The organism is Methylobacterium tarhaniae (assembly GCF_001043955.1).
Taxonomy (GTDB): Bacteria; Pseudomonadota; Alphaproteobacteria; order Rhizobiales; family Beijerinckiaceae; genus Methylobacterium; species Methylobacterium tarhaniae.
This window is the reverse complement of sequence record NZ_LABZ01000006.1, coordinates 27548-47782: the sequence shown is the minus strand read 5'-3', so window position 1 is coordinate 47782 and position 20235 is coordinate 27548. Positions and strand designations below refer to the sequence as shown.

Sequence of the window (20235 nt, the reverse complement as noted above, 5' to 3'; positions counted from 1 at the left end):
GCCGGGTGAGTTGCCTCACGGCTCGTCGGCCCGCCTCTCGCCCTTCGGCGCCTCCGCCCCGATCGATTGGCGCCACTCGGCGAGGAAGCGGGCGCGCTTGGCGCGATCCTGCACCGCGAGCAGCACCGGCCCGACGGTGATCGGCCGGAAGGCGCCGGCGGCGGCGAGGCTCGGCGGGCCGTCGACCCCTGGCGGGAGCGGGCCGTCGCGGTCGAAGAAGAAGGCCTCCTCGCGGGAGACCCGCTGCCCGCGGGCGGAGAGGAGGTAATCGACGAAGGCGAAGGCGTGCCCCACCGCCCGGGCGGTGACCGGGACCAGGACGGCGCGGCTCAGGACCAGGGTGTAGTCCCGCGGCACGACCAGGCCGAGGCGGGCTCCCCGCCGCATCGCCGCGTAGACGTAGGAGCCGAGCAGGTTGTAGCCGATGGCGATGCGCCCGGATTCGAGATCGGCGATCAGGTCGGCGGTGCAGCAGCGCACCTGCAGGTTCGCCCGCCCGAACGCCTCGACGAGGCGCCCATAGGTGGCCGCGGCGCGGGCGTCGTAGGCGGCGAACAGGTAGCCGATCCCCGACAGCGTGATGTCGTAGGAGCCGATCCGCCCGGCGTAGGCCTGGGGCTTGCGCCGCAGGAGGTCGACCAGCTCGACCCGGCTGCGGGGCAGGTCCTCGCGGGGCACGAGGTCGGGCCGGTAGGCGATCACCGCCGGCTCGGTGGTGAAGCCGAACACCTCGTTGCGCCAGGCGGCCCAATCGGGCTGGCGGCCGGTCTCGATCGAGCGGTGGGGCCGGGCGCAGCCGTCGTTGGCGAGCTTGATCAGCTGATCGACCGAGGACGAGATCACCACGTCCGTCGCATGCTCGCGGTCCGCCCGGCCGGCGGCGCAGGCAGCCGCCATCTCGCCGAACAGGTCGGTCGTGACGTATTCGTGGTAGATCACGGTCACGTCGGGATAGAGTTGCTGGTAATCGCGGATCAGCGGCGCCATGGCCTCGGCGTCGGTCGCGCCCCGGATCGTCAGGGTGGTGCGCTCGTACTCGCTGGCGGGAAAGCGGCTCACCTCCAGGGCGGCGGCCGGCCCTGCGAGGCCGAGGGCGAGGAGGAGCGCGAGAGGCCGGATCACGACCGCGCCTCCGCATCCGGCAGCGACAGGACCACGCAGAACCCCCGCTCGGAATGGGCCTCGAAGCGCATCTCGCCGCCATGGGCCGCCGCGACCTCGGCGGCGATCGACAGGCCGAGGCCGGACCCGACCGTGCCGCCGGTGGCGGCCTGGAACGGTTCACGCACCCGGGCCCAGTCGCTCGCCGGGATGCCCGGCCCGTCATCCTCGACCGCCAGGATCACCCGGCCGCGCTCGCGCCCGACCCGCACCGTGAGCCGGCTCGCGGCGCCGTGCTTGAGGGCGTTGTGGATCACGTTCGACAGGGCCTCGCGGAGCGCGATGGCATCGGCCGGGATCGTCACGGCCCCCTCCGGCCCTTCGTAGCCGAAATCGACCGCCCGGTCGCCGGCCTGCTGCACCGCATCGATCAGGGTGCGGCGGGCGAGCCCCGCTACGTCGACCGGATCGAAGGCAGCGGTGCGGGCGCGGTGGATCACCATCGCGTGGTTGAGGAGCTGGTTGGTGAGCCGGCCGAGCTCGGCCGTGCGCTCGCGGATGCGGGCGAGCTGGTCGCGCCGACGCCCCTCGTCGGTCTCGCTCGACAGGAGGTCGAGCTGGGCGGCGAGCGCGGTCAGCGGCGTGCGGATCTGGTGCGCGGCATCCGCGATGAAGCGCTTCATCACCGCGACATGGCCCGACAGCCGGCCCATGAAATGGTCGATCGAGGCGACGAGCAGGTGGATCTCCCGCGGGGCGGCGAGGCCGAGCGGCTGGAGGTCGTTCGGTCCGCGGGCCGCCAGCACGCCCTCGATGGCACCGAGCGGCCGCAGGGCGCCCCGCACCGCCACCGCGACGGCGCCCAGCGCCAAGGCGCTCATCGCCAGCACCATCAGGCTGGCCTTGACGGTGAGCGTGCGGGTGAGCTGACCCCGTGCCTCGCGGGTCTGGGCCACCACCACGGCGGCGAAGCCGGCTTGCGTCGCGTCCGGCACGTAGCGCCCCGCCACCACCGCCCGCACCGCCTGGCCGCGATGCTCCGCGTCGAGAAGGAGGGGCCCGGCGGCGAGCCGCGCGCGGTCGACCGGCACCGCGAGGTCGTCATCGCCGGTGAGCAGCCGGTCGGCGGGATCGATCACCTTGTAGAAGATCCGGTCGCGAGGGCTGAGGGCCAGCGTCTCGAAGGCCGAGAAGGGCGGATCGACCGAGATCGCGCGTCCGTCGCTGGCGATGGTCTCGGCGATCTGGAGCGCCGCGCCGACGAGGAGCCGGTCATAGGCCTCGTCCGCCGCGAGCCGGGCCGAGGCCCAGGCGGCGACCAGCAGCAGGCCCGCCCCGACGGCCAGAACCAGGGCCAGCACCGCGACGAGGCGGGCGAACAGGGAAGAGGTGCGGGGAATCATGGCTCCGGACACACGACCTGATAGCCCAACCCCCGCAGGGTGCGAATCTCGGCCTGGGCCCCGGCGGCGGCGAGCTTGCGGCGCAGGCGCGCCACGATCTGCTCGACGGCGTTCTCGCTCGATTCCTCCTCGAAGGCGAAGACCCGCTCCAGGAGCTCCCCCTTGGCGAAGATGCGCCCCGGCCGCGCCGCCAGGATCTCGATCAGGGTCCATTCCCGCCGCGTCAGTTCGAGGGGGTCCCCCGCCACGCTGCCGCTGCGGGCCTCCCGGTCGAGGCGCAGGTTGCCGAGGAGAAGCGCGTTGTCGGCGTGGCCGCTGTTGCGGCGCAGGAGCGCCCGCACGCGGGCCTCCAGCTCGCGGAAGTCGAACGGCTTCACCAGGTAGTCGTCGGCCCCGAGATCCAGCGCGCCGACCCGGTCGTCGACCTCCGAGCGGGCGGTGAGCACCAGGACCGGCACCGGGCCGCGGCGCGCCCGCAGGCGCCTGAGGATCGCGAAGCCGTCGAGCCCCGGCAGGTTCACGTCGAGGATGACGAGGTCGTAGGCCTGGACCTCCAGCAGCGCGTCTCCCGCCGCGCCGTCCACTTCCCAATCGACCGCGTGGCCGAGACCGCGCAGGCGAACGGCGATGGCCTCGCCCACGTCCCGCGTGTCCTCGACGAGCAGGATGCGCACGAAAGTTCCTCTCCGATCGCCGCGTGGAACTATCTGTCAGGTTGGCGACAGGTTCGAAGGCTACCCCACGCTCCAACGCCCGGCCAAGTGGGCCCGACGACGAACGCAAGGGGAGACACGCCATGAACGCACGCCCGACCATCATCCCTGAGCCGCTGCTCCAGGTCGAGGGCGTCACGCTCCAGTATAAGACGACCGATCACCTCGTCACCGCGACCTACCGGGTCGATTTCGAGGTGATGCCGGGCGACCGCTACATCCTGCTCGGGCCGTCCGGCTGCGGCAAGTCCACCCTGCTCAAGGCGATCGGCGGTTACATGACCCCGGTCGAGGGCGAGATCAAGCTCAAGGGCCGCAAGGTCGCCGAGCCCGGCCCCGACCGGATGATGGTCTTTCAGGAATTCGACCAGCTCCTGCCCTGGAAGACCGTCAAGCAGAACGTCGCCTTCGCCCTGACGGCGAGCGGCCGCGCCACCGGGCCCGAGGCGATGGACCGGGCGATGTCCTACATCGAGAAGGTGGGCTTGGCGAAGTTCGCCGATTCCTTCCCGCACATGCTCTCCGGCGGCATGAAGCAGCGCGTGGCGATCGCCCGCGGCATGGCGATGGAACCGGACATCCTGCTGATGGACGAGCCCTTCGCCGCCCTCGACGCGCTCACCCGCCGCAAGATGCAGGACGAGCTGCTGCGCCTGTGGGAGGATACCCGCTTCACGGTGCTGTTCGTCACCCACTCGATCGAGGAGGCGATCAAGGTCGGCACCCGCATCCTGCTGCTCTCGCCCCATCCGGGACAGGTCAAGGCGGAGCTGAACAGCCTGCCGGCCTCCGAGCTCGGCACCGCCGCGCAGGGCGCCCTCGAGACCCGCATCAACGACATGCTGTTCGCCTGACAGCCAGATCCTTGGGAGACACGCCGTGACCGCCACCCTCGCCCCCCTCAGCACGCCGCTGACCCAGCGGCCCGAGATCGTCCGCGAGACCGCCGCCGCCGGTGCGATCAGCGTCGAGCAGCGCCTGTCCTTCGCCGAGCTGGCCTATCGCCAGAGCTGGCTGCGCAAGGCCGCCGTCCTCGCCGCCCTCGCGGTGGTCTGGGAGATCTATGGCCGCTGGCTCGACAACCCGCTCCTGTTCCCGACCTTCTCGGCCACGGTCGAGGCCTTCGCCGGCTCGGTCCTGAGCGGCGAGATCCCCGCCAAGGCCCTGATCTCGCTCCAGACCCTCGCCATCGGCTACGGCATCGGCATCGTGCTCGCCGCGCTCCTGACCACGCTGGCCATCGGCTCGCGGATCGGTACCGACCTGCTCGAGACCCTGACCGCGATGTTCAACCCCCTGCCGGCCATCGCGCTGCTGCCGCTGGCGCTGATCTGGTTCGGCCTCGGCCAGGGCAGCGTAGTGTTCGTCCTCGTCCACTCCGTGCTGTGGGCGATCGCCCTCAACACCCATGCGGGATTCCGCTCGGTCTCGAACACCCTCAAGATGGTCGGGCTGAATTACGGCCTGCGGAACCTGAGCCTGGTGCGGGCGGTCCTGATCCCGGCCGCCTTCCCGAGCATCCTCACCGGCCTCAAGGTCGGCTGGGCCTTCGCCTGGCGCACCCTGATCGCCGCCGAGCTGGTCTTCGGTGTCTCCTCGGGCTCGGGCGGGCTGGGCTGGTACATCTTCGAGAACCGCAACGCCCTCGAGACCACCAACGTCTTCGCCGGCCTGTTCACCGTCATCATGATCGGCCTCTTCGTCGAGAACGTGATCTTCGCCAACATCGAGAAGAAGACGATCCGCCGCTGGGGCATGCAGCACTGAACCAACAACCGACGGCCCCGGACCGGCGACGGTCCGGGGCACGCTTGACGACAGTCCCGGAGGAACCCCCCATGTTCGCACGCAAACTCCTCGGCCTCGCGGCCGGCGCCGCGCTCGCTCTCTCGATGACCTTCGGCGCCGCCCGCGCCGAGGTATCCGAAATCCGCATCTCGAAGGGCTACGGCGCCCTCTACCTGCCGCTCTTCGTGATGCAGGAGAAGAAGTTCCTGGAGGCCCAGGCCGCCAAGGCAGGCCTCGGCGACGTCAAAGTGACCTGGCTCACGCTCGACGGCGGCAACGTCATCAACGACGCGATGATCGCCGGCTCCCTCGACATCGCCGGCACCGGCGCGCCGGGCTTCCTCGCCCTGTGGTCGAAGGGCCGCGGCAGCGCCAAGACCGAGGTGATCGGCATCTCGGGCATGTCGACCACGGCGCTCGATCTCAACGTCGTCAAGCCGGAGATCAAGTCGCTCGCCGATTTCACCCCGAAGGACAAGATCGCGATCCCGGGCATCAAGACCTCGCTTGCCGCGGTGGTGCTGCAAATGGCGGTGGCCAAGCAGTTCGGGCCCGAGAACTACACCAAGCTCGATGCGAGCACCGTCGGCCTGCCGCACCCGGAAGCGGTCGCCGCGCTCCTGTCGGGCAAGACCGAGATCGTCGCGCATTTCGCCTCGCCGCCCTTCACCCAGGTCGAGCGCGCCGACCCGAAGGTGCGCACGATCCTCAAGGCCTCGCAGGTCTTCGGCGACATCACCCTCGACGTGGTATTCGCGCTCAAGCGCTTCACCGAGGCCAACCCGAAGACCACCCTGGCCTTCCTGGCCGCCCTCGACGAAGCGTGCGAGTTCATCAAGACCAACAAGGCCGAGACCGCGGCGATCTTCGCCCGCGCCTCGAAGGTGAAGGTGGCGCCCGAGGAGGTCGCGCAGATCCTGGAGGATCCCGACAGCCGGTTCTCGGCGACGCCGCACGGCATCATGGAGTTCGTGACCTTCATGAACCGGGCGGGCATCATGAAGACCAAGCCGGCCGGCTGGCAGGAGCTGTTCATCCCCGCCCTGCGCGACCGCGCCGGGAGCTGACGCCTCCGCCCTGGCCGTCGCCGGGGCGGAATTTTTTCATAACATCGGCCCCGCCGCGCGCCGCCCGGCGGGGCGCTTTTACGTCTGGTTAAGCATGTTTTCGCTTGATGGCGGGCATGCCGACTCACCGCACGACAGCCCCCAGGTCCCTCGACCCGCTCGGCGATGCCCGGGACCTGCACGCCAGCATCACGGCCCTCCGCCATCTCCTGACGGCCCAGAGCCGCCAGCTGGACGCCCTCGAGCGCCGGCTCTCCCCGGTCCCCAGCCCGGCCGAGGCGGGAGCACGCCGCCTGCGTGCCCTCAAGGCCGGAGGCCTTTGACGGGCGCCCACGGCAAGGCCCAACCCGACCACGGGCTCAACTCTGAAGTGCAGATCTGCGAGTCGTGCACGTGGTTGACCAAGCCGTAACCTTGATCGACTCCCGCATGGACCACGCCTCCCTCCTCGGCGTTATCCGGTTGACAGTAAGAGGAGTATCGCAGCGTGGACACATGCAGTGGGACGCCCGTCAGCTTGACCCTGGGTCGACGCAGGATCGAGGGTGTCCTGCGGGCTGTGGGCGAGTCCGTCGATCTGCCGGTGGCGCCGGGGAGCCCGGCGCGCCGGTTGCGCAACCTGATCCTCGATTTCGGGCCGGCTTGTGCCCCCGTCGAGGTGTGGCTGGCCGAGCCGGAGCCCCACGGCGCCTCGGCCTCTACTCCTTCATCAGCGTCCTGAGGACGTCCAGGATGTCGTCGCCGCGGCACGGCCGGGCGACGAAGCGGGCGTGAGCCGGCATGCGGTCGGGATCGGGCTTGCTGCGGCCGGACACGACGACGATCGGCAGGTCGGGCCGCATCTGGGCCGCCGCGCGGGCGAGGTCGAAGCCGTCCGTCTTGCCGGAGAGCTCGACATCCGTGATCAGCGCCACGATGTCGGTCCGCCCGGTCAGAAGGCCGAGGGCGCGCTCGGCGGAGGCCGATTGCAGCGCCTCGAACCCGGCCGCGTCGAGCACGTCGCTGAGATCCATGATCGTCAGCGCCTCGTCCTCCACGACCAGGATCACGGGCCGTTCGTGCTTGGCGTCGTGTCCGGCGTCGTTCTCGGCATTCACGGTATCGTTTCTCACGTCGCCTGTCCTTGCCGGTCAGGCCCGTCCGGAACGCCCGCCCGGAAGCGGCGCGGTCGGACAGGCCGTCGTCGTGTCTTCGGGCGGCCGATTCCGGCCGGCCGGCGCCACGCGCCGGCCGTTGATCGAAACGAGCGATCCCCTTCACCGGTTGCAGCGCCGCCATGGGGGCCCGACCAGGAATTTGCCGGTTCCGCGATCTCACGCTTGCGCTGCGGCCCGCGCCCCGGTAGAGGACGGCACCTGACCTGCACGGGCGCCCCGCCGCCCCGCAGGCCTGGCCCGGAGAGGTGGCCGAGTGGTTGAAGGCGCACGCCTGGAACGCGTGTATACGGGCAACCGTATCGAGGGTTCGAATCCCTCTCTCTCCGCCAGCTTTTGGCTGGCCTGAATTTTCCTATAATTACAAACATTTAGCGGTTACGCTTCGGGGGCTGTCCCCCAAAGTGTTCCCTCATGTGTCCCCCACGAGATGCGACAGACTGTCACATCCGTTTTGAAGCTCGCAACCGCTGAAGGGCATCGTACCTGAAGCCTGCCACGTCCGGGACCAATGCCTCCTACTGTTCCGTGTTGCTCACGCCAGAGCCGCCTATTCGGGCACCATCAAGGCTGAACCGCAACGGGGCGGCATAGACAAGGTCGAGGGCTGCACTGGCGCCTGACGTAGAAAAGTTGGAGGCGGCTAACTCAGGCCGGTAGATGGCATACGTCTTCGAGGGAAACTCAACAGAGGCAAAGGTGGCCCTAACGCCGCTAGATGCGAATGGCGAACTGAACCAGACGCGCGCATCGCGCGTTATGTAGGGGTTCACATCGGCGACCCTCCGTTGGCTTTGCTTTGGCGAACACCTGAGTGCTCACACCTTATGCGGGCTGCCGATTTAGGTAGAAAACGGACGCAGGCACGAAATGAAAATCATTGAGGCGATCACGATAATTCGCACGGCAATAGATGCCTCGTCGGCGGCCCAAAGCGATGGCCCATGGCAGGCTGCCGTGAGCAAGGCGGGCCTTGTAGAGCAGCCGGATAAGGGCGTTTCTGGAATAGATCAAGATTATATAGGAACGTTTGGTCCTTTGGAGTTATTTGTTAAATACACGTGGAGAGATACCTCAAAGACATTTTCGCCTGGGCCGGATAGAACACGTATACGCATGGAGGTTAGGCATAATGGAGTGGTTCTTGACAGCTACACCGGAGGATATGAGGAATAGATGATTGTAGCGTCAGCGGCACATTTGCGGCGGCGCGGTATGACCGATGGTGATGGCCTGCCATTCACAGGTCAGCAGAACGCCCGCCAAGGTTCTAACCCTCAGGCGGGCGTGCCGTCTTGGGCACTGAAGTATCACGACGGCACGGCACAGCTCGCCCACATCATCCCGCCCGGCAGAGGGGACCAAGACAGCGCGCTCATGGTCAGCCGGTGTGACGCGAACGGCGTCAAGAACGCGACTGGCGGGCACTGGAAGATTTTCGAGGCGTAGCCATTCTGCTCCTCACAGGATGAGAGATGGTCTCCACGGCAGGAGCCAGCGAGAACGCACCGTGACCGCAGGGCCCATAATCGCCCTACGAGCCCGCACAGCGCCGCTCTCGTCCTCAGGTAGGCCACCCGTTGCCAAGCTTGAGAATGCCGCCAGTGACTTGCTGTGTGGCTCTGTGACTGCCCTATGTGTTGAGGTGCAGGTTCTTGGGCTAAAAGACAGACAAGTGAGAGCTGTCCCGGGCTGGTACTGAGTAGGCCAAGGGTGAGGAGCCTAGGGGAGCTTTGGAGTTGCCCGCGTCAGACCGGATACGGTGCAAGCTGCATTCTACCGCGGATGAACTCGCGAGACGAGCGCATGCCGAACCCTCAATGGGGATAGTGTTCTTTGCAGTCGGTGATTCAGTGACCCAGCCGCACCTTCTCCTGGGCGGTGTAGCGCCGGCGACGCTTGCGTCCCGTGATGATCTCGATCCGCTACATATCGTTCGGCATAGGCGCACTCCTAGGCTTCTGCCCAGGTCCTCGCGGTCGCGCCTTGTGTCCGAACGAAACGGGGCCACTCTAGCGACTGCCGCTGTAAAAGTGATAAGTTATTACAATAAGTCCTTATACGAATAAAAAATTATTAAACATATATCATAAAATTTCTCGTTATAATACCGCGCATATTGATACGACAGGCTGTACTAGGCAGATTGGCGGAAATCTCGCCGCGTTCGTGGCGGCTTGAGCCGCATTTGATGTATAAGAAAGCTTCCAAATAGCATACTAAGCGCCCCAAAAATCAAGGACCACAACATAACCAGTCCTGTTCTCACTAATGAAATCGACCAAAATTCCCAGAGTTGATCCGCATTATATTCAGCATCTGCGAGTTCAAATCTACCAAGCCATGGACATTTATCTTTATAAACCGCTCTAGCTTCTCCCGTGCAAACTAAACCAGCAACCGTCAAGTCTTTGTTTGGCATCCTGATTGTAAATTGCGACGCAGCGATTAAATATATTGGACTGAAGATCATAATTACAACTAAACTCGATAGCATGACTCGCTGTATCGTTTTCTTTGATGCTCCACTTAATAATTGAAAAGCAAGAACTAAAGCGATTAATTCAGTGATTGTGGTCAAAAAGACGATGCTTCTCGGCCAGGGAGGAGCGAGATCGAGTAGATGTGCTACAAATGGCGCTGCGGTTGGTCCTGCAGCCCAAGCAGCAAGCTCTCTGAACTCACGCAATAGGTTCTTGAAGTTAGCGAGTCCGTTTGGCATGAGTCAGTGCTTCGTTATTGTAAATAACTCCTTGTTGCCACTGACGATTGAAATAGTGTCCCTTCTGACCGAGCCATCGTTCCATCTTACTAGATAGTGATAATTGCCTGAGAGTTCAGTTGCTTTATTTTCCTCTACAGACTTCCACCGATTGCAGAGATCAACATCGTACGGGTCGATATCCTGCAGTTTACAAAACTTAAATGAAAAATCTGTTATCAATCGGATATTTCCCCCTGGTGGATTAAGGCTAATTTTAACAGGAACTTCGCCATCACCGCACCCACCTTCTATGTAGACTCTAGGAAGTGCTGAATTGTGTTTTCGGGCATCTTCGGCAGATATAACAATTTTTTTTTGCAGGTTGCGGTCCGTGTCTACGCTATAATCGAGCGGCAACCCTTTCGCAGTACGGTTGGCAATTCTTTCAAGATGAAGACGCTCGTATTTTTCAATTTCCCGTTTCCATGTATATTCTGGATAACCCAAGGCCGATAGCGCCATTTGTGGGCTCAATACATCATACGAGAGATCGAGCAGAGTCAGATACAAGCCGTCATTAGTGTTCTCGTTGACCATTTGGGTGCCAGTCGAGCAAGTCTCAAGGTCGTATGATTTTTCTTTCTTCGAGGGTAATGAGCCAATAATCTCAGCCCTCATTATGCTTTTGATTTTATCGTAATGGCCGAACAGATCATGCCGCAGTGCTTGACGAGACGTCTGCGCATGCGCCTCGGAGGCTATCAGCGAGCAAACAATGATCGTTGAAACCGCTAGCACATAACGCCTCATGGCTCTGCTCCAGATCGGTTCTATGGAGTCTACTACAATTTTGCTTGCACACAAACTCCGAGAGCATGGAAGCAGAAGAGCTCAGCACGCAAATTTTTGCCAAATATCCACACGAAGCCAACAAATTGTACCTTGAACTATTCACTCTGCTGACGTTATAATACGTAGTCTAAACGTGATTTTGCTCTCCTATATTACTTAAATTCAGCGAGCCTTATACGAGCTTGCAGCTTTCAGTCGATATGATAAGACTGTTCGCATAAATTTCACCGACTATGACGGTATAAAATCAGCGGGAAATGACATGTTTCGAGGATGACGTCGGAGCGCAACGGTCCGCAAGCGCATCTGCAGATTCATCCCAGGCAGCGAATTGATCGGACAATTTCTTAACATTCGAGCAATGGTCACGGAGAAGCGTACATACTGCCCCTTACTCGATTCGATCAATCAGGGCCATCCTGTTGTCGGTCATCATCGTCTCCGATGTGAGAGTTCAAGCTTCGCAACTCGAACCCTACCGGAAGATTGGTGATGGCCACCTCAGCGCTGGGCTGCTCCTACACCACTCCCTGGGATGCGACCTACGCTGACCTTCTGGTCGATTTTGAGCTTCACGTATCGCGCTGCCTCGACGCACGCCCAAGCGCGATTGCCGCAGGCCTTCACGATGCGGTCGTAGTCGGCTTGACCCACCCACACCCGTGCCGGCCTATCGGAGAGGAGGACGCCCAAAGCGTCGCCCTCAGTGATGATGTCGTGCGACGGCCGCTTCTGGACGGTGCCAGGCTTCGGTTCCGTTCGTGCCATTAGTCACGCCCGACACGATGGACGGGACGATCCCGAGACGGGCGTTACGATGCCCTGGGAAGACTCAGGAGCGGCACCAGGGGCGGGAGGATGTGAGTACCCGGGGAAGCTTAGCGGACGCTGACGGGGCAGCCTGAGGGCGCTGAGGTGCAGGCACAGGTGTGCCATCGCTCGCGCCCTGTGACGGGACGGGATCGTTCATGTGGTTCTCTCGATGTGTTGGAGTGTTGGGGTTGTCCTCCGGCTGCATGAGGCAGAGGACAGGGGTAGAGTGATGCTGACGCCTAAGAACCCGAGGGAGCCTTACGGTTCCTGTATATGGTTGATTGGTTGGTTCTTAGTGGTAGCAGGCACGGGGTGAACGCTGACAGGGACGTTTGCTGATGTGATCGCGAGGGCGACACCCTCCATCACCGTCCTTACCTCGTCAGCCTGAGTGCCTGGACAGAACAGACCATCATGAAGGCTCAAGACAGGGATACCCCTTATCCTCATCTCATTCAGCACCTCCATGAGGATGGTGCTCTCCGTGTTCTGAAGCTGAGGAGCCATCCCCGTCCCTAGACAAGGAAGCAGGGCAGGATGCCGGTCTAGCAGGGCAGCCCTGAAACGAGGGATCGTCCATGAGGATGGTAGCCGTGGATCACCATCCTCAGGTTCAGGCCATCCACGCTTCCTAATGAAGGTGTCACACAGGAGCGTGTTGAACGCCTTCTTCACAGCAGGCCGATGCACCGGGTCTAACCTTGGCAGAGTATAGATGTCTCCCGGTGGAGGAGTTGCACCAACGCTCGCGTAGGCCAGCCTTGGGGCCATGGCGCTGTAGTCGAGGACAGCGATAGGCTCGCCTTCAATCCTGATAGATGCTCTTCGGGATCGCGGAAGGTTCTGCCATGCACCTCCGTAAAGGCGTCCTCCAAGGCTACAGGATGGAGCATCATCGCTGCCAGTGAGGAAGTGTCTCCGCTGAATGCGGTTGTGAAGGTCTACCGCACCGAGGCCGTCATCAACGAATGAGATATCAGCCCCAGCCAGGAAGGAGTTGAACCCCCTCATTGTGTCGCGAAGTGAGCTTGTCATGGTCGTTTCGGGGTAGTTCACAAGCTCCTTGCGGGATGAGCGGTCCACATCGGCCGTCAATTTTCGCTTGAGGATTATCAACTCCTCCCCTTCGATCCTGCCGAAGTCGGAGAGGCTGACGCTGGCCTCATGGACCTTGCCAACGAAGAGGGGTGTGGGAGCGATGGAGGAGGCAACACCTCCTTGCCTGTCGCGATACCCTCTCTCCCGGGACAGCCATCCGATGCCCTCAAACGTGTCGAGAAGCGTACGGAACGGCCTCCCGAAGGCCTGGTTATCGTAGCGCGTACAGCCCTCATTCCCATTGCCGGTGAGGAGCGCAAGGCGCCCTGTCGGTGGCGGCATGAGGACCGCGTAGGCGAGGTTCGAGACGAGAACTTCCGTTGCCGTGAGGTGGTGGGCGAGGTCGTCAGGACGCCTCTCCCGGAGCCGTGAGCCGGCCTCTCGTTCGTACTGAGCTACCAGGGTGGTAGCCTCCTCCACAAGCCTGCGGAGACGGGTTGTTGCAGCGCCCTGCCACTCGTCAAACCAACGATGTCGGGCATGGGTGCTCATCGCGTGCCTCGTGGCACACGACGTGGTCGGAATGTCATTGACAACTCAGGTGCAGTGGGACGCAGAAGAATTCCTGTTTCGGAGAATATCACTGAAGCGCCTCCAATGCCTCAGTCAACAAACGCCTTTGTTCTTGCCGCTCTTGCTCTTGCTTGCGTTCGAGACCCGCGAGGTACAGAGCGACACCGCCAAGAGCCTCAATAATCCACTGAGCGAACGCAGTGACAGCACGAGGCGTCAGTTCCCGGTAAGCTCTGTGTGTCTTCCCTGTCTTGTGGTTGTACCAAGAGCCCGCATTCAGGTCCGTTAGTCCCCGAAGGCGTCTCACGAGTTGGAACCGGAAAGCCTTATCCGAGCGGAAGCGTCGCGGCTGCTGCTCCTGCAAGAGAAACACGGCGAGGGTCGTCTCCACCACCTTCGATGGCTCGACGCTCTCCGCCAGCTTCACCACCTCCTGAGATGCAATCCGCTCAGGCCGATAACCTGCCTGACAACGCTGGAAGGCTGCCAGAACGCGGCGAGCGTGTTCCAGCACAGCGTTCCACCTCGCTTCACATTCGGCCCACAGCGGGCTCGCCTCGTTCCTAGCGATGCGGGCTCGAACGAGCTTCAGGTACGGCTTGAGGTCAGCCGTGGTGATGCTCTCTTGGTCCGGGTGACCGTGACGCCGCGAGCGGGAGCGATGAGTTGTGCAGAAGGCCCCATAGCGGGACGTTCGCGCGCCACAGCCGGGCGCACGGCAAGTTCGTGCTGTCATGTGTGATGATCCTGGATAGGGGCCGTAAGGGGCCGTTAGACGCGGCTTGAGGTCAGCCCAAACGAATTGCGCCCATCCCCTGGAGGACAGGCGCGTAGGCAGATCAGGTGAAGGCGTAGGGCTAGACGGCTCTCCAGCCTGTGCGTGGGGTAATCGAGGCGGAGCGGTAAAGCTTAAGAGAGCGCCTTCTCCCTAGTGAGGGGGGTAATACATCGTTTTCGGCTCAAAGCGCTGGAATCACAGAGCTTTTGGCGCGCTGACTTCGTCGGACCTTCACGGTCGTTCTCGACGGCCTCAGAGACCCCGCCTGCGAGCCCCTACGCGGCGGGAGAAGCCGGGTTCAGCACGCGATGCACGGACCCTTTTCCAATCCCGAGCTGCGCCGCGATGGCGCCCATGCTCATGCCCTGTGCCGATAGTGCCTTGATCTCCTCCGCACGAGCCCGGGCAGTCGGCTTCCGGCCCTTGTAGCGGCCCTCGTCCTTGGCCTTGGCGATGCCCTCCCGCTGGCGCTCAAGCATCATCTCCCGCTCGAACTGTGCCACGCCTCCGAGCACGCTGAGCATGAGCTTCCCGGTAGGCGTCGAGGTGTCCACACCCAGGTTGAGGATGCGGAGGGCAACGCCCTTGGCTTCCAGTGCCTCAATGATCTTGCCCAGGTGGACGACACTACGGGCTAAGCGGTCCAGCTTCGTGACCACAAGCGTGTCACCCTGACGGGCGAACTCCAGGGCCGCTTCGAGCTGCTTGCGAGGGGCCACGGATGACACCTGCTCCTGGAAGACCTTCTCGCAACCGAGGGCCTTCAGCTCACGGAGTTGGGCCTCGAAGCCGGCATCCTGGTCCAGTGTTGACGTGCGAGCGTAGCCGATGAGCATGGGGGCCGTTCCAGTCGGTCGTTCCACTAGGTTCTGAGACATGGAACCACGAGCCGTTCCGAAACACAAGACCAGTCTTGTGGAACGGCTCGGCCAGCCCTGTGGAACGTTCCGCTGGAGCTTGCCCTATTGGAACGCCTCCACGGCCACGCTAGGGCTAGGCATCAAGGAGACGGCTTTCGGCATCACTCGACGGACACCACATGCGACGTATCCTGATGAAGATCGTAGTCGGCCTCTACCGTTGGGCGACAACCCGGGAAGGACGGTGGACACTCGCCAGTACCGCGGCTGGTGTCGTCCTGGGTCTCATGGTCGGTGGGATGGGCCTCGCTTTGTTGGGTGGTGCGATCCCTCTCAAAGGATGGCTCGTGTTTGGCCTCATCTCCGGCCTGATTGGCAACCGGCTGGGGCTGACTCGGAGGGATCGCGAACCGAGCCCAAGCAACCCTAACAACCTGATCCCGCCCTGCGGCTGACGCGACCCACTTCCCCTCATCGACACTCTCGACCGAGGGCCGGCATGGGGGAAATGACGCGCCTCGATTTGATCGATGCCGACTCACATTTTTTTATCAGATTTTCCACTCATTCACGTCTCTCATCTCACGGGTTGTTCACGCAAGCTCTTGTGGCAATAGCGCAGGACCACAACTTCTGACTTGGCAAGCCCTAACATCCCCGCTAGCTTGGCTTTAGGTAGGTGTTGAACCGGCACAGAGCCGCAGCAACCTGCCAGCTTGGGGGAGTCATGAAGACGATCATCACCGCTGTTTTCGCTGTTGCCGTGATGTCGGCACCGTTCGCGGTTCCGACAAAGGCTAATGCCTGCACCAACTCTTATGATAGGGCCAGTGACGGTTCCAACTGTGGTGGGAGAGCTTCCGGCTGCAAAGCTGGTGGTCGCGGCGGCTACTGCTAACAGTTTAGAGGTGGGAGTGGGTGCCGCTTAGTCACCCATTCTGCCCTGCCGTCTGACCAAGCTGCTTCGCCTCGTACTCACTGGCCCACGCACGGGCGGCCTCAGCGGGGTTCGCGAAGTTGGGTAGGGTGGTGCCTGCTGAGCCTCAAGCTCCTGCCAGCGCTTCACCACAGCGGCCCGGAGAGGGATTGAGTAGCCGGTGATAAGAGTGAGCGTCAGGTCTTTGGGGAGCGCGAGGGCGTCCCGGTCCCGTCCGTAGGCATCTGGGACATTGGTCCAAAACTGGTCCGATCCCATTCCGAGGGCTTCGAGCATCGCGCGGGCGTATGCGCCTAGAAGCTGTAGAATCTCTCAGAAAACAAAAACGGCGGCCGGAACTAATCCGAACCGCCGCCGCCTTAGCATTACCGCTTCGGCTTGATCGTCTCTACGACGTGGGTCTTCGGCTTAGACGTAGCCGTCTTCACCGTGGTAAAACGACCCGTACCAGCGTTTCGACCGATCTTGCGAGCTGCCATCAAAATCACCTCCTCTCTGGGCAGTAGCCCGGCCGTGAGGCTATCTGCGAAGAGGGGCACATGAAGGACTCACAGCCTCAATAGACTTCCTTCCACCCTGTCCGTCAACACGGGGTAGTGAGCTTTTCGGCGGGTAATTCCTGTGACCGTTTGACCGCGTATCAAGCTCATGGGCGAACGTCTTTGCATCGGCGTTGACCGAACCAACCACCCCGTGGCGTGTTCCCTATTCGTTCTTGATGATTCGGGAGGAGGGCACACGATGCTGGCGAGCGACACCGGACCCGCTGAAGGCCCATCCGCCAACGCCTCATGCCTCATCGAGGCCATCGCTGCGGCCTACCTCTCGCAGACCTCCGGTGAACCTGCGCTTGCCCTGCGGTGCGCCATCACGGACGCCTTAGCAGACCTCTTAGAAGCCGAACGCTGGACTCGCGAGCGCAGCCGGCTCATCTCCCGTGGCTTTGTCCGTGGGCGCCTGGACGACACCGGCGATGCGCTTTGACGATCCTCCGCCACCCCGGCCTACCAACCTCGCTGCCTACCCGTTCGTGGTCGTGCGGGTAGGATGCCCCCAATGCCCGGACAGACAGGGCAGCTACAGGCTTGCGAGGTTGGCCGCGAAGTTCGGTCCTGAGACCCCGCTTGACGAGGTGCTAGACCGGATCGCAATGGATTGCCCCTGGCGAGACCCACCGCGAGGCAGGATCAAGAGCCAGTATGTGCCGAAGTGCAAGGCGCATTTTGAGGACATAGAGCGGCCCGGACGACCACCGGACTTGCCTCCGGGGTTGATGAAGTTGCGCGTGGTGCAGGGCGGGAAGGGGTGAGGTTAACTATTAGGCCTCGCCGCACAAACCCTCACCACCTTGTTAACAAATGGTGCAACCAAGGGCGCGGGATTGAGGTACGTTAATTAGACCTAGGCGAAAAAAGGGCCGCCCCTTATGAGAGCGGCCCGAAGTCTGGGGAGGAAATGCCCATGAGGGCGAGAGCAGCACGGCGACGCCATCGCCATACTGCATGGGAGTAACTCGGCATGTTGCTGAGTGGTTCCTGCGAACCAGACTGACACAAAGGTCCGCTACGGCGGGCCTTCTTCTTTGCTGAAGGGTACTGTCGGAAACGCGGCAAGAAGAAGGTATCGTTCAATTGGCGGCCGGGTTTGCCGCAGTCGTGGTGATAGGCGGAGTGGATTTACGCTAGCTTCAAGGCTCTCGCAGCCAGAACGCGCGAGTCGTCAGTGGAAGGAGTTATGTGGCTTTCTCACGTGCTTTTGTTCCAGACTCAATGGCAACGGCTGAAGCCCTCCGCAGATCGTCTATCGCGTCTGAAATCACTTTACGAACGTGAGCATGGATGGCTAGGCGCGGGTCAGGAATGACACACGACTGCTGGTTATCAAGGGCGGTAGTATCCGACATCGTCAGAACTCCACGGACAAAAGCACATGCGATTTTAGTTGCACTTACCGTAAGGCCCTTGCGTGTCGCGGTGTGAACTCAGAGCATTCCTGTCCGCGATCATTAGCGCATAGAAGCACGAAATCGATGCAAGGTCATCACTGTTTCAAGCATCTACAGGTTTCATTCTGAACCTTACATGACTCATCCTCAACTCCGACCCAACACCGCTGTCAGCGCCTCAACCTTCGCCGCGTCAGATGCTTTCGCCTTGAACCTAAGGCCTCTTCCGCATTCCTACCCGGCGCTGCGGCTTCTCCGATGCGGGCATCATTCCGTCTTCGATGTAACACCCACTCGGAAGCTTTACGGCCTCAATACAGGCCCGCATCGCCTCGATAGGCGCCGCTCCGGGGTAACGGCCCATCGTCATGCCGAGAGGAAGCGTCATGCCGTCAATTGAACCGTCTTCAGCCTTGTGACCAACGACATTCGCCAGGGTCCAAGGCGTGTAGCCACTCCCACCGCGTTCAAGGCCAGCAACAGCCTGCCGGATGAACCAACGACGCCAGGAGTGGAAATCCACGTTGGATTGGCGCTGAGCGTCAGAGACTCGCTCATCCACTCCAAGACGCCTGCGCTCCCGCGTGAAGGCTTGGCTGACGGGCGCTGAACGATCCCGCTTCGATCCCGGCTTCTGCTCCTCAAGGTCGTCAAACAGGAAGGCGTCAGGCCCCTTCCCTGCCGTCCTACGGGCGATAAGCGGTGCCAGGGCAGAGTGAGCCGGGATGGTCCGAAGACCCGCAGGCGTCTTCGCATCGGTCACGCGAAGGCAGCCGTCAGCGCAGTCCTTCACCCGCAAGCCCGCGACCTCTTCCAGGCGCATCCCGCTCAAGGCGCTGATGATGGAGATGTCACGCTCTCGGGGCAGGCGGATGCCGTTCAGGAGCGTGCGAACCTCATTATCGGTAAAGGGTCGCTTTTGAGCCGTGGGCATGTCGCGGCGCTGCGGGATGTTGGCAGAGATGGACTGTCCGGCCCATGGGTTCACTGTGATGCCGTGGCGCTTCACGAGCCACTTCCAGTAGGAACTCAGGCACGTGATGTGCTTATTGGCTGACTTCGGGTGCTTCTTCGTGGCGATGAAGCTGTCATGGATGAAGCGACCTGCTACCCGTGGCGTAATCGCTTCCACGGTCTTGTTCGTCCGCTTCTCTCCGCACCACGCTTCGAGGAGGCTCAAGGCTCTCCTGATGTCTTCCCGGTAGCCGGGGGACATATCATGACGCTCCTCAAACCATCGGTCTACAAGAGACGTGAGAGGCGTCTGTATGCCAAGGGCGACAGCGGCGAAGGTCTGTCCTGCATCGTACCCGTGCTTTTGCTCAACCTCGTCCACGCGGTCTGAAAGCACTTCGCGAATGGACAGGGGAGTGTCACCGCCCTCCCCACCGCTGACGACCTTATCGCCTTCGTCCTCCCGCTCGACCAAATCGCGCCACTGTAGGGCCTCGCTAGACAGGTCAGCCCGGACGATAACGGAACGGGTACCGTCCAGCGACCCGCGAAGGCGCCTAATCACGTCCACCTTCTCCCGCTCAGCTTCAAGCGGATCGGTGGTGTCCAGGGTCTCCTTGAGCTTCGTCTTCCCGACCTTCGCCACCATGGAAGGAGGCACACGGACAACGACACGGATGCGGTTGCCATGCCATTCGAGGTGTCTGCCGAGCTTCTTGGGAGAGGGCATCAACGAGGGCTCAGATGGGAGTTGTCCCCCACTCTGTCCCCCGGTGTGTCCCCCATTTCAAGGAGAAAAAACGCTGCTATCTCAATGGCTCAAGGGCTTAGGCAACCTTGGGCGTATCGTCCCTCTCTCTCCGCCAAATAATTTTTCAATATTCAGAATATCTCCTTGACGGTTAGGTCAGGTCATTCGGCCCAAACGCTCTGCGGACATCCACCATTGTGTGCCGTCGATCTCGCTTCTGCATAGACAGGGTATGACGGCCGGGTGGTCGGCGCAGGCTGAGTGGAGGTGAGGTTCTGTCGACGTGTACCGGGTGGCTGGTGCGCATGAACCGCTTTCGTCTCTCTCCCCTCCTCGTCATCGTGTTCCTGGCTGGCCTGGCGAGTGCGCGGCCCGCGTCGATCTTTGCCGTCCCGATCACTGGGCAGCTCCTGAACGGCAGCGCCGCAGCCGGGTAGGCTACGGCAACGGCGTGGGCGAGTTCTGGGTGGCCTTCCCGGGGTCGATCCGCTGCGCCGGCACTTGGTCGGTGCGCGACCCCAACCCCACGATCGTGATCCCGGTGACCTGCGGCGCCCGAGTGCGGGGCGAGGCGATCGTCACGCGGCAGGCCGGCCTCATGACCGGGTCGGCCCTCGTGGCGCTCAGCAACGGCCGGCGCGGGCAGTTCGTCTTCGGGGATCTCACCTACAATCAGGCTTTCGGCCAAGTCCGGATGCAAACGCGGTCATGGATACCGATCGGCGAGAGCCCCGACGGCACCCGTGTTGGCTGTTAACTATATGGCATGGGGTTCTATGAGCCACCGAGATCCTGCTGATCGGC

16 protein-coding genes and 1 tRNA gene are annotated in these 20235 nt (G+C 62.5%); 8 read left to right on the top strand and 9 right to left on the bottom strand.

Going from position 1 to position 20235, the window contains the following annotated elements; genetic code table 11:
* Positions 1–15 precede the first annotated feature (15 nt).
* Genes VQ03_RS00850 through VQ03_RS00840 form a run of 3 tightly spaced genes read right to left on the bottom strand, consistent with a single transcriptional unit; the run spans position 16 to position 3178 of the window.
* Positions 16–1122, bottom strand: coding sequence for an ABC transporter substrate-binding protein (locus VQ03_RS00850; RefSeq protein WP_048448949.1), 1107 nt, complete (start codon positions 1120–1122; stop codon positions 16–18).
* Positions 1119–2504 carry a sensor histidine kinase gene (locus VQ03_RS00845; RefSeq protein WP_048448948.1) on the bottom strand — a complete coding sequence of 462 codons (1386 nt, stop codon included), beginning with the start codon at positions 2502–2504 and terminating at the stop codon, positions 1119–1121. Before VQ03_RS00845 ends, VQ03_RS00850 begins: the two co-directional genes overlap by 4 nt.
* Entirely contained in the window at positions 2501–3178 is a 678-nt protein-coding gene (locus VQ03_RS00840; protein ID WP_048448947.1) for a response regulator transcription factor, read from the bottom strand. Before VQ03_RS00840 ends, VQ03_RS00845 begins: the two co-directional genes overlap by 4 nt.
* 122 nt (positions 3179–3300) lie before the next feature.
* Here VQ03_RS00840 and VQ03_RS00835 point away from each other — a divergent pair, with 122 nt between their 5' ends.
* From VQ03_RS00835 to VQ03_RS00820, 4 genes are all read left to right on the top strand, one after another.
* Positions 3301–4071 (top strand): ABC transporter ATP-binding protein, encoded by a 771-nt coding sequence (locus VQ03_RS00835; RefSeq protein ID WP_048448946.1) that lies wholly within the window; start codon positions 3301–3303, stop codon positions 4069–4071.
* A gap of 25 nt (positions 4072–4096) precedes the next feature.
* Entirely contained in the window at positions 4097–4984 is an 888-nt protein-coding gene (locus VQ03_RS00830; RefSeq protein WP_048448945.1) for an ABC transporter permease, read from the top strand.
* A 71-nt stretch (positions 4985–5055) separates the two neighbouring features.
* Positions 5056–6072 (top strand): ABC transporter substrate-binding protein, encoded by a 1017-nt coding sequence (locus tag VQ03_RS00825; RefSeq protein WP_048448944.1) that lies wholly within the window; start codon positions 5056–5058, stop codon positions 6070–6072.
* Positions 6073–6188: 116 nt separating this feature from the next.
* Complete coding sequence (locus VQ03_RS00820) at positions 6189–6395, top strand: hypothetical protein (protein ID WP_048448943.1); 207 nt, start codon at positions 6189–6191, stop codon at positions 6393–6395.
* Positions 6396–6770: 375 nt separating this feature from the next.
* On the opposite strand, the gene VQ03_RS00815 is transcribed toward VQ03_RS00820, so the two are convergent.
* On the bottom strand, positions 6771–7184 hold the full coding sequence (locus VQ03_RS00815) for a response regulator (protein WP_083467693.1): 414 nt from the start codon (positions 7182–7184) through the stop codon (positions 6771–6773).
* 284 nt (positions 7185–7468) lie between these two features.
* Between VQ03_RS00815 and VQ03_RS00810 the strand changes: the two genes are divergently transcribed.
* Both VQ03_RS00810 and VQ03_RS32575 read left to right on the top strand, forming a co-directional pair.
* Positions 7469–7558 (top strand) — tRNA-Ser (locus VQ03_RS00810).
* Between the two features lie 883 nt (positions 7559–8441).
* On the top strand, positions 8442–8675 hold the full coding sequence (locus tag VQ03_RS32575; protein WP_157063897.1) for a hypothetical protein: 234 nt from the start codon (positions 8442–8444) through the stop codon (positions 8673–8675).
* 688 nt (positions 8676–9363) lie between these two features.
* On the opposite strand, the gene VQ03_RS32570 is transcribed toward VQ03_RS32575, so the two are convergent.
* The 4 genes from VQ03_RS32570 to VQ03_RS00795 all read right to left on the bottom strand — a co-directional run bounded on the left by VQ03_RS32570 (position 9364) and on the right by VQ03_RS00795 (position 14820).
* A complete protein-coding gene (locus tag VQ03_RS32570; RefSeq protein WP_157063896.1) occupies positions 9364–9948 on the bottom strand; it encodes a hypothetical protein in 585 nt (194 codons plus the stop codon).
* A gap of 3 nt (positions 9949–9951) precedes the next feature.
* Positions 9952–10740: a hypothetical protein gene (locus tag VQ03_RS32565; RefSeq protein WP_157063895.1), complete on the bottom strand. Its 789-nt coding sequence runs from the start codon at positions 10738–10740 to the stop codon at positions 9952–9954.
* 1113 nt (positions 10741–11853) lie between these two features.
* On the bottom strand, positions 11854–13185 hold the full coding sequence (locus VQ03_RS32560) for a hypothetical protein (RefSeq protein WP_157063894.1): 1332 nt from the start codon (positions 13183–13185) through the stop codon (positions 11854–11856).
* Between the two features lie 1074 nt (positions 13186–14259).
* Positions 14260–14820 carry a recombinase family protein gene (locus tag VQ03_RS00795; protein WP_048448941.1) on the bottom strand — a complete coding sequence of 187 codons (561 nt, stop codon included), beginning with the start codon at positions 14818–14820 and terminating at the stop codon, positions 14260–14262.
* Positions 14821–16522: 1702 nt separating this feature from the next.
* Between VQ03_RS00795 and VQ03_RS00790 the strand changes: the two genes are divergently transcribed.
* Complete coding sequence (locus tag VQ03_RS00790; RefSeq protein ID WP_048448940.1) at positions 16523–16765, top strand: hypothetical protein; 243 nt, start codon at positions 16523–16525, stop codon at positions 16763–16765.
* Between the two features lie 1175 nt (positions 16766–17940).
* Here VQ03_RS00790 and VQ03_RS00785 read toward each other — a convergent pair.
* Positions 17941–19410, bottom strand: a complete 1470-nt coding sequence (locus VQ03_RS00785) for a tyrosine-type recombinase/integrase (protein ID WP_157063893.1) — start codon at positions 19408–19410, stop codon at positions 17941–17943.
* A 472-nt stretch (positions 19411–19882) separates the two neighbouring features.
* Between VQ03_RS00785 and VQ03_RS32555 the strand changes: the two genes are divergently transcribed.
* Complete coding sequence (locus VQ03_RS32555; protein WP_157063892.1) at positions 19883–20188, top strand: hypothetical protein; 306 nt, start codon at positions 19883–19885, stop codon at positions 20186–20188.
* The last annotated feature ends 47 nt before the right edge of the window (positions 20189–20235 follow it).

Bases quoted from the DNA above. Each gene is read 5' to 3' on its own strand.
- VQ03_RS00845 (WP_048448948.1), bottom strand. From the start codon at position 2,504: ATGATTCCCCGCACCTCTTCCCTGTTCGCCCGCCTCGTCGCGGTGCTG.
- VQ03_RS32570 (WP_157063896.1), bottom strand. From the start codon at position 9,948: ATGCCAAACGGACTCGCTAACTTCAAGAACCTATTGCGTGAGTTCAGA.
- VQ03_RS00795 (WP_048448941.1), bottom strand. From the start codon at position 14,820: ATGCTCATCGGCTACGCTCGCACGTCAACACTGGACCAGGATGCCGGC.
- VQ03_RS00790 (WP_048448940.1), top strand. From the start codon at position 16,523: ATGCTGGCGAGCGACACCGGACCCGCTGAAGGCCCATCCGCCAACGCC.
- VQ03_RS00785 (WP_157063893.1), bottom strand. From the start codon at position 19,410: ATGCCCTCTCCCAAGAAGCTCGGCAGACACCTCGAATGGCATGGCAAC.
- VQ03_RS32565 (WP_157063895.1), bottom strand. From the start codon at position 10,740: ATGAGGCGTTATGTGCTAGCGGTTTCAACGATCATTGTTTGCTCGCTG.
- VQ03_RS32575 (WP_157063897.1), top strand. From the start codon at position 8,442: ATGACCGATGGTGATGGCCTGCCATTCACAGGTCAGCAGAACGCCCGC.
- VQ03_RS00825 (WP_048448944.1), top strand. From the start codon at position 5,056: ATGTTCGCACGCAAACTCCTCGGCCTCGCGGCCGGCGCCGCGCTCGCT.
- VQ03_RS00835 (WP_048448946.1), top strand. From the start codon at position 3,301: ATGAACGCACGCCCGACCATCATCCCTGAGCCGCTGCTCCAGGTCGAG.
- VQ03_RS00820 (WP_048448943.1), top strand. From the start codon at position 6,189: ATGCCGACTCACCGCACGACAGCCCCCAGGTCCCTCGACCCGCTCGGC.
- VQ03_RS32560 (WP_157063894.1), bottom strand. From the start codon at position 13,185: ATGAGCACCCATGCCCGACATCGTTGGTTTGACGAGTGGCAGGGCGCT.